This window comes from Burkholderia sp. YHN3-13 (genome assembly GCF_055810675.1).
In genome coordinates, this window is sequence record NZ_JBVVNQ010000007.1 from 289,599 (window position 1) to 302,040 (window position 12,442).

Annotated in this window: 12 protein-coding genes; 4 read left to right on the forward strand and 8 right to left on the reverse strand. The window is 65.4% G+C overall.

What is annotated here, in order from left to right:
* Window positions 1–45 precede the first annotated feature (45 nt).
* On the forward strand, window positions 46–984 hold the full coding sequence (locus tag AC0KUR_RS18800) for a carbohydrate kinase family protein (protein ID WP_034186384.1): 939 nt from the start codon (window positions 46–48) through the stop codon (window positions 982–984).
* A 19-nt stretch (window positions 985–1,003) separates the two neighbouring features.
* The gene (locus AC0KUR_RS18805) at window positions 1,004–1,477 is read left to right on the forward strand and encodes an outer membrane lipoprotein (protein WP_034186383.1); all 474 of its coding nucleotides are present in this window, start codon (window positions 1,004–1,006) and stop codon (window positions 1,475–1,477) included.
* Between the two features lie 213 nt (window positions 1,478–1,690).
* Here AC0KUR_RS18805 and AC0KUR_RS18810 read toward each other — a convergent pair whose 3' ends face one another.
* From AC0KUR_RS18810 to AC0KUR_RS18840, 7 genes are all read right to left on the reverse strand, one after another.
* A complete protein-coding gene (locus AC0KUR_RS18810; RefSeq protein WP_473376286.1) occupies window positions 1,691–2,362 on the reverse strand; it encodes a histone H1-like DNA-binding protein in 672 nt (223 codons plus the stop codon).
* 28 nt (window positions 2,363–2,390) lie between these two features.
* On the reverse strand, window positions 2,391–2,717 hold the full coding sequence (locus tag AC0KUR_RS18815) for a hypothetical protein (protein WP_080287729.1): 327 nt from the start codon (window positions 2,715–2,717) through the stop codon (window positions 2,391–2,393).
* An 83-nt stretch (window positions 2,718–2,800) separates the two neighbouring features.
* Window positions 2,801–4,012 carry a ribonucleotide-diphosphate reductase subunit beta gene (locus AC0KUR_RS18820; RefSeq protein ID WP_034186381.1) on the reverse strand — a complete coding sequence of 404 codons (1,212 nt, stop codon included), beginning with the start codon at window positions 4,010–4,012 and terminating at the stop codon, window positions 2,801–2,803.
* Between the two features lie 365 nt (window positions 4,013–4,377).
* Window positions 4,378–7,383 carry a ribonucleoside-diphosphate reductase subunit alpha gene (locus AC0KUR_RS18825; RefSeq protein WP_059558061.1) on the reverse strand — a complete coding sequence of 1,002 codons (3,006 nt, stop codon included), beginning with the start codon at window positions 7,381–7,383 and terminating at the stop codon, window positions 4,378–4,380.
* A 456-nt stretch (window positions 7,384–7,839) separates the two neighbouring features.
* The gene (ampD, locus tag AC0KUR_RS18830) at window positions 7,840–8,430 is read right to left on the reverse strand and encodes a 1,6-anhydro-N-acetylmuramyl-L-alanine amidase AmpD (RefSeq protein WP_034186379.1); all 591 of its coding nucleotides are present in this window, start codon (window positions 8,428–8,430) and stop codon (window positions 7,840–7,842) included.
* The gene (locus tag AC0KUR_RS18835; protein ID WP_034186378.1) at window positions 8,427–8,744 is read right to left on the reverse strand and encodes a PP0621 family protein; all 318 of its coding nucleotides are present in this window, start codon (window positions 8,742–8,744) and stop codon (window positions 8,427–8,429) included. The genes ampD and AC0KUR_RS18835 overlap by 4 nt, the downstream gene beginning before the upstream one ends.
* A 13-nt stretch (window positions 8,745–8,757) precedes the next feature.
* Window positions 8,758–9,651 (reverse strand): cytochrome C assembly family protein, encoded by an 894-nt coding sequence (locus AC0KUR_RS18840; protein ID WP_034186377.1) that lies wholly within the window; start codon window positions 9,649–9,651, stop codon window positions 8,758–8,760.
* 89 nt (window positions 9,652–9,740) lie between these two features.
* Between AC0KUR_RS18840 and ffh the strand changes: the two genes are divergently transcribed.
* Together ffh and AC0KUR_RS18850 are read left to right on the forward strand one after the other, a co-directional pair.
* On the forward strand, window positions 9,741–11,108 hold the full coding sequence (ffh, locus tag AC0KUR_RS18845) for a signal recognition particle protein (protein WP_034186376.1): 1,368 nt from the start codon (window positions 9,741–9,743) through the stop codon (window positions 11,106–11,108).
* A 95-nt stretch (window positions 11,109–11,203) separates the two neighbouring features.
* Window positions 11,204–11,755, forward strand: a complete 552-nt coding sequence (locus tag AC0KUR_RS18850) for a hypoxanthine-guanine phosphoribosyltransferase (RefSeq protein ID WP_034186375.1) — start codon at window positions 11,204–11,206, stop codon at window positions 11,753–11,755.
* An 82-nt stretch (window positions 11,756–11,837) separates the two neighbouring features.
* On the opposite strand, the gene AC0KUR_RS18855 is transcribed toward AC0KUR_RS18850, so the two are convergent.
* Complete coding sequence (locus tag AC0KUR_RS18855; RefSeq protein WP_034186374.1) at window positions 11,838–12,440, reverse strand: MarC family protein; 603 nt, start codon at window positions 12,438–12,440, stop codon at window positions 11,838–11,840.
* Between the last annotated feature and the right edge of the window lie 2 nt (window positions 12,441–12,442).

Consider the following 12,442-nt stretch of genomic DNA (forward strand, 5'->3'; position numbering starts at 1 on the left):
CGGCGTTGTCGCGCAGGGTCCCTCATTTCTACAGGAACGCACACCTTGGCTACGCTGATTTGCGGCTCGATCGCCTACGACTCCATCATGACCTTCGAAGGGCGGTTCCGCGAGCACATCCTGCCCGACCAGGTGCACCTCATCAACCTGAGCTTCCTCGTGCCGACGATGCGCCGCGAATTCGGCGGCTGCGCGGGCAACATCGCGTATGCGCTGCACCTGCTGGGCGGCGATGCGCGCATGATGGGGACGATGGGCGCGCTCGACGCGCAGCCGTATCTCGACCGGCTCGACCAGCTCGGCCTGCGCCGCGACCACGTTCGCGTGCTGCCCGATACGTATACGGCGCAGGCGATGATCACGACCGATCTCGACAACAACCAGATCGCCGCGTTCCACCCGGGCGCGATGATGCAGTCGCACCTGAACCATGCGGGCGACGCGCCGGACATCCAGCTCGCGATCGTCGGCCCGGACGGCTTCGACGGGATGGTGCAGCACGTGGAAGAACTGGCCAAGGCCGGTGTGCCGTTCGTGTTCGACCCGGGCCAGGGTCTCCCGCTGTTCGACGGTGCGACGCTGCGCCGCAGCATTGAACTTGCGACCTATGTGGCGGTCAACGACTACGAGGCCAAGCTGGTGAGCGACAAGACGGGATGGTCCGAAGATGAAATCGCCAGCCGGGTCGACGCCCTCGTCATTACGCGTGGCGAGCACGGCGCGACCATCCGCCACAAGCAGGGCACGGAGCAGATTCCTGTCGTACCGGCCGAGCGCATCGCCGATCCGACCGGCTGCGGCGACGCCTTCCGGGGCGGCCTGCTGTACGGCATCGAGCATGGCCTCGACTGGGCGACCACGGGGCGCCTCGCCAGCCTGATGGGCTCGCTCAAGATCGCCCACCAGGGGCCCCAGAGTTACGTACTGACGCGCGCGGAAATCGACGCACGCTTCGAGACTGCATTCGGTTACAGTCTCAAATGAATATTGTGGGAGAGCAAAGATGTTGACGAACAAAACCCTCACGCTCGCGGCCATGCTGACGGCCACGCTGACGCTCGCCGGCTGCTTCACGGCACCCGGTTCCGCCGATGTCTATAGCGTCGGCCAGGCGCAGCGCGAACAGACGGTCCGCATGGGCACGGTCGAAAGCGTCCGCGCGGTACGCATCCAGTCCGACGGCGGCGGCAGCGCGATCGGCACGCTCGGCGGCGGCGCACTCGGCGCGGTCGCAGGCAGCGCGATCGGCGGCGGCAAGGGCTCGATCCTGACGGCGATCGCGGGCGGCCTCGTCGGCGCGGTCGCGGGTAACGCCGTGGGCGAAAACCTCAGCACGGCGAACGGTGTCGAAATCACCGTGCGCCTCGACAACGGCGATCTGCGCTCGATCACGCAGGCGGCCAGCGGCGAAGCGTTCCGTGCAGGCGAGCGCGTACGACTGCTGTCGAGCGGCGGCGTCACGCGCGTCACGCACTAACCGGTATCCTCAGCACGCGGCGCAAGCCGCGGTCGAACGCATGTGCGACGCTGCACATGCGTTTTTTTTCGTCCGTACTCACCGCAGCCGACACCTCGGCGAGTACGGACGAAAAAAATCCCGCCACCTGAGCCAGATGGCGGGACTGATTGAGTAGCGCTACTCAACCCGCGGACACCACGTGAGTGTCCGGGTGGTGCTGGTCAGCCGCGATTACGGACGGCTGCCGGTCGGGAACGGCCATGCCGCTGCCGGGTTGAGCGCGGTCTTCACGCCCGATGCCGGCGCAACCGATGCGGTCGACGCGGTCGTTGCCGGCGCAGCCTTCTTCACGACGGCCTTCTTCGGTGCAGCAGCCTTCTTCGCCGGCGCAGCAGCCGCCTTCGCAGGGGCAGCAGCCGCCTTCGCAGGGGCAGCCTTCTTGGCAGGCGCAGCCTTCTTCGCGGCAGCCTTCTTCGCAGGCGCAGCCTTCTTCGCGGCAGCCTTCTTCGCCGGTGCCGCCTTCTTCGCGGCAGCCTTCTTAGCCGGTGCCGCCTTCTTCGCAGCAACCTTCTTCACGGCGACCTTCTTCGCTGCAACTTTCTTCGCAGCAGCCTTCTTCGCCGGTGCCGCCTTCTTTGCAGCAACCTTCTTCACGGCGACTTTCTTCGCTGCGACCTTCTTGGCTGCAACCTTCTTCGTTGCGACCTTCTTGGCTGCAACCTTCTTCGCTGCGGCCTTCTTCGCCGGTGCTGCCTTCTTCGCAGCAACCTTCTTCACGGCGACTTTCTTCGCTGCGACCTTCTTCACTGCAGCGGCCTTCTTCGCCGGAGCAGCAGCCTTCTTCGCAACGGTCTTCTTGGCAGCAACCTTCTTAGCAGCCGGTTTCTTCTTGGCAGTAGCCATGTTGTTCTCCTTCAGGTTCAGATGAGAGTCAGTTCAAACTACACCCTTCGTCAAAACCCGCTTCCCGCGGACGCTGTTCAGGACGTGCGCTTCGAAGCGGGCTATTCATCGGCGTACGCAGATACCGCGCGCTTACGCTAATGAATACGGTATGGCGCGCGTGACCACTCGGCCTCGCGCGCCAAATCAAGTCGGTAGCCGGCGCACCGCGCGCCGCTACCCCTAATCGCTTGATCAAGCGGACCGCCACACGGCCGTCCGCTTTATCCGGAGGGAAGTTTGCCCATCCCACTGAAGGGTTCGCAAAGTGCCTGTCGTATCGTTGGGCCGTTAAGGCACCGGGCATGCTTTGCATCAGGCGTTCTTGCTCCTAAACCTTGGGCCGGGGCCGAGAGGCCACCGGCTGCTCACATCATGTGACGGGTTCGCTGCTGCGGGTTATTCCCAGGACAGCGCGCCCCCCGTCTGATACTCGATCACACGCGTCTCGAAGAAGTTGCGTTCCTTCTTCAGGTCGATCATCTCGCTCATCCACGGGAACGGGTTTTCCTCGTTCGGGTACAGCGGATCGAGGCCGATCTGCTGGCAACGGCGGTTGCTGATGAAACGCAGGTAGCTCTTGAACATCGACGCGTTCAAACCCAGCACGCCGCGCGGCATCGTGTCTTCGGCGTAGCGGTATTCGAGTTCGACAGCCTGCTTGAACAGCTCGCGGATCTCGGCGCGGAATTCCGCGGTCCAGAGATGCGGATTCTCGAGCTTGATCTGGTTGATCAGGTCGATGCCGAAGTTGCAGTGCATCGACTCGTCGCGCAGGATGTACTGATATTGCTCTGCAGCACCCGTCATCTTGTTCTGGCGGCCGAGTGCGAGGATCTGCGTGAACCCGACATAGAAGAACAGGCCTTCCATGATGCAGGCGAACACGATCAGCGACTTCAGCAGCTTCTGATCCGCTTCGAGCGTGCCGGTCTTGAAGGCCGGGTCCGTCAGCGTGTGGATGAACGGAATCAGGAATTCGTCCTTCGCGCGGATCGACGTGACCTCGTGGTACGCGTTGAAGATCTCGCCTTCGTCGAGACCGAGCGATTCGACAATGTATTGGTACGCGTGCGTGTGGATCGCTTCCTCGAACGCCTGGCGCAGCAGGAACTGCCGGCACTCGGGCGCCGTGATGTGGCGGTACGTGCCGAGCACGATGTTGTTCGCCGCGAGCGAATCGGCCGTCACGAAGAAGCCGAGGTTGCGCTTCACGATGCGGCGCTCGTCCTCGGTCAGACCGTTCGGATCCTTCCACAGAGCGATGTCGCGGGACATGTTGATTTCCTGCGGCATCCAGTGGTTCGCGCAACCGGCCAGATACTTTTCCCACGCCCACTTGTACTTGAACGGCACCAGCTGATTCACGTCAGTCTGGCCGTTGATGATGCGCTTGTCGGCGACATTGACCCGCGCTTCCGTACCGCCGGCGGGAACAGCCGATGCTTGCGGCGGCACCGCAAGATCGCCTTCGAAAATGTCACGGACCTGATGGGCGGCAGGCGCAGCGGCCTGCATTCCGACAGCCATCCCGGCGGAGGTGCGCAACGCGTTTTGCTGCGCTCCGCTCGCGGGGGTTACGGCAGTCTTCTCGTCATCCCAGTTGAGCATAAATTCTCACCATCAATTTAGAACGGTTTGTACCATCTTTTCCTGAGCGATAAAAGGGTTCGCTCACGAAAAATCCTTTTTTCGATTCGCGTTGCGACCTCGATACAACACTTTGAGCAACGCATCGTCGTTCATGCAGCGCGCGAAGTGAGTTGCGCATGTATCGCGAGGTGCGCCCGACGCATCGAACGCCGATCGAAACGCGACGCCGTCGGGGATGTTTCGATCGCTTGTCACTGCCTGCAACGCAGGTGGCGCGTTACAGATTCCTTATCATTTTTTTAGTTGAGAGCGGCGCACACTTCAACCTCGATCGGTCGTCGTGTGCGCGGCCTTTGCCTGCTTCTCAGGTCAGGCGCACTGCGTTACTGGCACGCTTCGCACTCGTCGAAGCCCGGATCGCCCGGACGCATCGTGCACACCGGACCGTCCGCCTCGACCGGCGCGAGTGCCGGCGCTGCATTGATCGCGCCCGACGACACATCGCCACCCGCCGCACCGAAGCCGCCTGCCGCGCCTTGCGCGCCGCCGCTGCCCGAACCGCCGTTGCCCGCGCCGCCCGTCGGCACGGCGTTCAGCGCGCCGTGTGCGACCGTCGACTTCTCGACGTGCGTCGCCGCCATCGTGCGGAGGTAGTAGGTCGTCTTCAGGCCGCGCAGCCATGCGAGCTTGTAGACCTCGTCGAGCTTCTTGCCCGACGCGCCGCCCATGTAGATGTTCAGCGACTGCGCCTGGTCGATCCACTTCTGGCGACGCGATGCGGCTTCAACCAGCCACGTCGGGTCGACTTCGAACGCGGTCGCGTAGATCGCGCGCAGGTCGGCCGGGATGCGGTCGATGCGCGACAGCATGCCGTCGAAGTACTTCAGGTCGGCGACCATCACTTCGTCCCACAGGCCGCGTTCCTTCAGGTCGCGCACCAGGTACTCGTTCACCACCGTGAATTCGCCCGACAGGTTCGACTTCACGTACAGGTTCTGGAAGGTCGGCTCGATACAGGCCGACACGCCGATGATGTTCGAGATCGTCGCCGTCGGCGCGATCGCGACGCAGTTCGAGTTGCGCATGCCGTGCGCGGCGATCCGCGAACGCAGGGTCGTCCAGTCGAGCGACTCCGACGTGTCGACCTCGACATAGCCGCCGCGCGCTTCCGTCAGCAGCTTCAGCGTGTCCTGCGGAAGGATGCCGCGATCCCACAGCGAGCCGCGGTAGCTCGAGTAGCGGCCGCGCTCTTCGGCCAGCTCGGTCGACGCGTAGTACGCGTAGTAGCAGACCGCTTCCATCGACCGGTCCGCGAACTCGACCGCCGCTTCCGACGCGTACGGCGTGCGCAGCAGGTGCAGGCAGTCCTGGAAGCCCATGATGCCCATGCCGACCGGGCGGTGCTTCAGGTTCGAGTTACGCGCCTTCGGCACCGCGTAGTAGTTGATGTCGATCACGTTGTCGAGCATGCGCATCGCGACGCTGATCGTGCGCTTCAGCTTGTCGTGGTCGAGCGCGTAGCTGCCGTCGGCCTGCTTCACCAGGTGGGCGACGAGGTTCACCGAGCCGAGGTTGCACACCGCGATTTCGGTGTCGCTCGTGTTCAGCGTGATTTCCGTGCACAGGTTCGACGAGTGGACGACGCCGACGTGCTGCTGCGGCGAGCGGACGTTGCACGGATCCTTGAACGTGATCCACGGGTGACCCGTCTCGAACAGCATGCCGAGCATCTTGCGCCAGAGCTGCTGCGCCGGGATCTTCTTGAACAGCTTGATCTCGCCGCGCGCGACCTTCTCTTCGTAAGCCGTGTAAGCCTTCTCGAAGTCGGCACCGAACTTGTCGTGCAGGTCCGGGCAGGTCGACGGCGAGAACAGCGTCCAGTCGGCGCCTTCCATCACGCGCTTCATGAACAGGTCGGGAATCCAGTTCGCCGTGTTCATGTCGTGCGTACGGCGACGGTCGTCACCGGTGTTCTTGCGCAGCTCGAGGAACTCCTCGATGTCGAGGTGCCACGATTCGAGGTACGCGCAGACCGCGCCCTTGCGCTTGCCGCCCTGGTTCACCGCGACGGCCGTGTCGTTCACGACCTTCAGGAACGGGACCACGCCTTGCGACTTGCCGTTCGTGCCCTTGATATGCGAGCCGAGTGCGCGCACACGCGTCCAGTCGTTGCCGAGGCCGCCGGCGAACTTCGACAGCAGCGCGTTTTCCTTCAGCGCTTCATAGATGCCGTCGAGATCGTCCGCGACCGTCGTCAGGTAGCACGACGACAGTTGCGAGCGGTGCGTGCCCGAGTTGAACAGCGTCGGCGTCGAGCTCATGAAGTCGAAGCTCGACAGCACGTTGTAGAACTCGATCGCACGCGTTTCGCGGTCGATCTCGTTCAGCGACAAGCCCATCGCGACGCGCATGAAGAATGCCTGCGGCATTTCGATGCGGGTGCCTTCGACGTGCAGGAAGTAGCGGTCGTACAGCGTCTGCAGGCCCAGGTAGCCGAACTGCAGGTCGCGGTTCGCGTCGAGGGCTTCGCCGAGGCGCTTCAGGTCGAACTGCAGCAGCTTGTCGTCGAGCAGGCCGGCGTCGACGCCGCGCTTCAGGAACTGCGGGAAGTATTCCGCGTAGCGGGTCGACATCTCGGCCTGCACGACTTCCTCGCCGAGGATCTCGCGACGGATCGTGTGCAGCAGGATGCGGGCCGTGACCTGGCTGTAGGCCGGGTCCTTCTCGATCATCGTGCGCGCCGCGAGGATCGCCGAGTCGTAGACCTGGCTCATCGGCACGCCGTCGTACAGGTTCTTCACCGTCTCCGCGACGATCGGGTCAGGGTTAACCGCAGCACCGAGGCCGTCGCATGCCGACACGATCAGCGCGCGCAGCGCGTTCAGGTCGAGCGGGCGCGTGACGCCGTTGTCGACGACGTTGATGCCGGTGCTCGACTCGCCGCCCGCTGCCGCTGCGTCCTCGCCCGCATGCTGGCGCTCGAGGTGACGCTTCTCGCGATACAGCACGTACGCACGCGCGACGTTGTGCTCGCCGCCGCGCATCAGCGCGAGTTCGACCTGGTCCTGGATGTCTTCGATATGGAACGTACCGCCGTTCGGGCGGCTGCGCACGAGTGCGCGCACGACGTTGTGCGTCAGCTGTTCGACCTGCTCGCGCACGCGCGCCGAAGCCGCGCCCTGCCCGCCGTTGACGGCCAGGAAAGCCTTGGTCACCGCGATCGCGATCTTCGAGGGTTCGAACGACACCACGCTGCCGTTGCGGCGGATCACCTTGTAGTCGGCGAACGTGGCCTGCGGCGCGAGCGCCTTCGCGCCCTGGTCGGTCCCGCCGAGCGGACGGCTCGAGGCGCTCTCGTACTGGGACGTCGCGTTGTCGGTGGTTTGCATGTGCAAAGCTCCTGGTGTTGGATGGTGCGGAGAGAAAGAACCGCGGATTAAAACGAACGCTGCGCAACGCGGTGCGCGAGCGGTAAGAGGCGAGCGATGCGCCGGGGAAGCCGGTTCGGTCGATGCGCGACAACCTGGCCGGTCGTGTGCTTCGTCATGTCTACCCTGCCCCGTCGATGTTCGCTGCGCTGATCGCGACGCCCGGACCGCCCGGCCTGACGCGCCGCCCTGAGAACCCTGTCCGCCGGCGTTGCCCGCCGGCCGGTGCCGCTCGGGTTTTCCCCTGCGACACACACTATATCTAGTACAGAACTGCTCAACTGGCACCAAGTATAGTGGACATTCGGACGAGGTCAAAACGGATAATTTGCGGTGAAGGTCTTGACATCGCTCACGCGCAGACACGACAAGGCATTGGTCGGAGAAAAAACTTTCTCCGCTCAAAAAACCCCGCGATCAGTGCTGACGGAAAGGAAAGTATTCGGCGGAAAAACCGGCATCGCTCGCGAAGCGTTGCCAATCGAAGTGCGGGCCCGGGTCGGTCTTGCGGCCCGGCGCGACGTCCGAGTGCCCGGCGAATGCGTCGACCGGGTAACGCGCGGCGAGCGCGCGGGACAGCGCGGCGAGCACCGCGTATTGCGCGTCGTCGAACGGCACGTCGTCCGCGCCTTCGAGCTCGATGCCGATCGAGAAGTCGTTGCAGCGCGTCCGGCCGAAGAACTCGGACGAGCCCGCGTGCCACGCGCGCTCGTCGCACGACACGAACTGCACGAGCTCGCCGCCGCGGCGGATCAGGAAATGGGCGGACACGCGCACGCCGCGCAGGTGGCGCTGGTAATACGGGTGCGCATCGCAGTCGAGGCGGTTCAGGAACAGCGACTCGATCGCGTCGCCGCCGAATTCGCCGGGCGGCAGGCTGATGTTGTGGACGACCACGAGCGTCGGCACCGCGCCCGCGGGCCGCCTCTCGAAGTTCGGCGACGGCGCATGGCGCGCTTCGCGCACCCAGCCGTTCGCGTCGACCGACAACGTCGGCGCGTCGCTCATCGCACGTCGCGACCGTTCGCGCGCGCGGCGTGGCGCTGCGCGTGCTCGGCGCTGCAGAAGTAGTCGCCGCCCGCGGCGACCGCTTCGCCCTTCGGCGCATGCACGCCGCATTCGGCGCAGCGCACCATCGGCTCGGGCAGCGACCGCGCGTCGCCGTTCGGCCGCGCGGCTCCGGGGCCGCCGGCGCCGGACGCGCCGTCGTAACCGGCGCCGCGGCCGGTGCGCGCCTGCGCATGCTCCTGCGCGTGGCGCAGCTTGCGCGCGAGCCACGAACCCGCGAAGAAGAGAAGGATCAGGAGAAGAATCTGTCGCATCGGAAACCTGCGGTCAAACCACGGAACGGTGCAGCAGCACCTCGAAAACGAACCGGCTGCCGACATACGCGAGCAGCAGCGCGGCGAACGACACGAGCACCCAGCGCGCGGCGCCGCGGCCGCGCCAGCCCGATGTCTTGCGGGCAACCAGCAGGCCGCCGAACATCAGCCACGACAGGATCGCGAACACGGTCTTGTGGTCGAGCCGCAGCGCGCGCGCGTCGATCTGCTCGCTGAACAGGATGCCCGACGCGAGCGTCAGCGTGAGCAGCACGAAGCCGGCGCCGATCAGGCGAAACAGCAGCTTCTCGAGCGTGAGCAGCGGCGGCAGCGTTTCGAGCCAGCTCGCGATCCAGCCCGTCGAGCCGTCGCGGCCGCCGCTGCGCAGCGACTGCAGCCGCCGCTCGACCATCAGCATCAGGATCGCGTGCAGCGCGGCGATCGCGAACAGCCCGTACGCGATGTTCGCAATCAGGAAGTGCAGCTTGAACAGCGGCGCCGCGGCATAAGGAAGCACCCGCACGCCGCCGAACACGAGCGGCAGCAGCGACGCGCCGCACGCGAGCGGCAAGACCAGCAGGCGCAGGCTGTCGAGCGGGAAGAAGAAGCTCTCGATCCAGTAGATGCCGGCGCCGAGCCAGAACATCGCGGACAGCGCGAACGCGAAGCCGAACACCATCGCGTCGTTCGGAAAGATCGTCATGTGGAGCAGTACGCCGTGCGCGACGAGCGCGGCGAACAGCAGCGCGCGGCCGGCCCCGCTCATCCCCGACGCGGCGGACGCGGGAACCGGCACGGCCGGCACGCTCGCGACGAGCGGCGTCGCACCCTGGCGGTGCGTGCGCCAGCCTGCGACGGCGAGGCCGCCGTACAGGAATGCGGTGAGGGCATACAGTACAATATCCATGTTCGAAGTTTACACTAGGCCCCCTTCCCGCGACGGCTCCCTTTGTTCGGTTCCGCCGCGCCTTCGGGCCCCACTGTCCATCGCTCCCCATGCTCGACAATCTCACTCAACGGATGGCGCGCGTCGTCAAGACGCTGCGCGGCGAGGCCCGGCTCACCGAGGCGAACACGCAGGAGATGCTCCGCGAGGTGCGTCTCGCGCTGCTCGAGGCCGACGTTTCGCTGCCGGTCGTCCGCGAATTCATCGCCAAGGTCAAGGAAAAGGCGCTCGGCGAAGAAGTGATCAGCAGCCTGTCGCCGGGCCAGGCGCTCGTCGGCGTGGTCCAGAAGGAACTGACCGCCGTGATCGGCGGCGACTACGAAGGCAAGGCCGCCGAGCTGAACCTCGCGGTCACGCCGCCCGCCGTGATCCTGATGGCCGGCCTGCAGGGCGCGGGCAAGACCACGACCGCCGGCAAGCTCGCGAAGCTGCTGCGCGAGAAGTACAAGAAGAAGGTGCTGACCGTGTCGTGCGACGTGTATCGCCCGGCCGCGATCATGCAGCTGAAAACGGTGAGCGAACAGGTCGGCGCCGACTTCTTCCCGTCCACGCCCGACCAGAAACCCGTCGACATCGCAATTGCGGCCGTCGACTGGGCGAAGCGCCACTACCACGACGTACTGATCGTCGACACGGCCGGCCGCCTCGGTATCGACGAGGCGATGATGCAGGAAATCGCCGCGCTGCACGGCACGCTGAAGCCGGCCGAAACGCTGTTCGTCGTCGACGCGATGCTCGGCCAGGATGCGGTCAACACCGCGAAGGCGTTCAACGACACGCTGCCGCTCACCGGCGTCGTGCTGACCAAGCTCGACGGCGACTCACGCGGCGGCGCCGCGCTGTCGGTGCGCCACATCACGGGCAAGCCGATCAAGTTCGTCGGCGTCGCCGAGAAGCTCGACGGCCTGGAAGTGTTCCACCCCGACCGGATGGCGAACCGGATCCTCGGCATGGGCGACATCCTCGCGCTCGTCGAGGAGGCACAGCGCGGCGTCGACGTGCAGGCCGCGCAGAAGCTGGCCGACAAGGTCAAGAAAGGCGGCGACTTCGACCTGAACGATTTCCGCGCGCAGATCTCGCAGATGAAGAACATGGGCGGCCTGTCGTCCCTGATGGACAAGCTGCCCGCGCAGTTCCAGCAGGCGGCCGCCGGGGCCGACATGGGCCAGGCCGAAAAGCAGATCCGCCGGATGGAAGGCATCATCAGCTCGATGACGCCGGCCGAGCGCGCCAAACCCGAAATCATCAAGGCGACGCGCAAGCGCCGCATTGCAGCCGGCGCGGGCGTGCCGGTGCAGGAAGTCAACCGGATGCTGAACCAGTACGATCAGATGCGTACGATGATGAAGAAGCTGAAGGGCGGCAACATGCAGAAGATGATGCGCGGCCTGAAGGGCATGATGCCCGGCATGCGCTGATTCCGCCCGCCGGCCGGGCGCGCGGGTTTTTGCTGTAGCGCGCGCCCGCCGTTCTGCTTCATTCTTATTTGTATACCGACTGCCCGCCAGAACACATGAACCGCGAAGAAGCCCTCCACATTTTCAACCACTCCGAAGAGATCGTGTCGGCCGATGCCGTCAACGCGTCGATCTCCAAGATGGCCGACGCGATCCGCGCCGAGATCGGCGACGCGTTCCCGCTCGTTCTCTCGGTGATGGGCGGCGCCGCGGTGTTTACCGGGATGCTGCTGCCGCATCTCGATTTCCCGCTCGAATTCGACTACATCCACCTGACCCGCTACCGCAACACGACGCAGGGCAGCCCGGAAATGCACTGGCGCGTCGCGCCGCGCGAATCGGTGAAGGACCGGATCGTGCTCGTGCTCGACGATATCCTCGACGAGGGCGAGACGATGGCCGCGATCCGCGACCGGATCCTCGACATGGGCGCGCAGCGCTTCATGTCGGCCGTGCTGTGCGAGAAGACGCTCGCGAAGGCGAAGCCGCTGCACCCCGACTTCTGCGGCTTCTCGGTGCCGGACCGCTACGTGTTCGGCTGCGGGATGGACGCAAAGGGCTACTGGCGCAACCTGCCGACGATCCGCGCGCTGACCGCCGACGTCTGATCGCCGCCCTGCCGGCCCCATAAGAAAAGCGGCGCGCCGGTTTCCCGGCGCGCCGCTTTTTTTCGTGCGTACGCGGCCTGCCCTACAACTGGTGCACGAACGCGCGAATGCCGGCCAGCAGCATCTCGACCGAGATCGCGACGAGCACGAGGCCCATCAGCCGCTCGAACGCCGCGACCGTCCGCTCGCCGAGCCATTGCTGGATCCGCTCGGCCAGCACCAGCGTGATCGCGCAGACGAGCATCGTGACCGTCAGCGCGCCGGCCCACTCGAGCATCTTGCCGGGCGCCTGCGACGTCAGCAGCATCACCGTCGCCAGCGCGGACGGCCCGGCGAGTGCCGGAATCGCGAGCGGCACGATGAACGGTTCGCCGCCCGCGCGCGGATCGCTGCCGAGCGCGCCGTCCGGGTGCGGGAAGATCATCCGCAGCGCGATCAGGAACAGCACGATCCCGCCGCCAAGCCGCAGCGACAGGTCGGTGAGGCTCATCATCCGCAGGAAGCGGTCGCCGACCACCATGAAGAACAACAGGATCACGAACGCGATCCCCACTTCACGCAGGATCAGCTTCACGCGCCGCTCGCGCGGCACGTCCCGCATCGCCGAAATGAACAGCGGGATGTTGCCGAGCGGATCGGTGATCAGCACCAGGAGCACGGTGGCCGACAGGAACGTGTATTCCATCG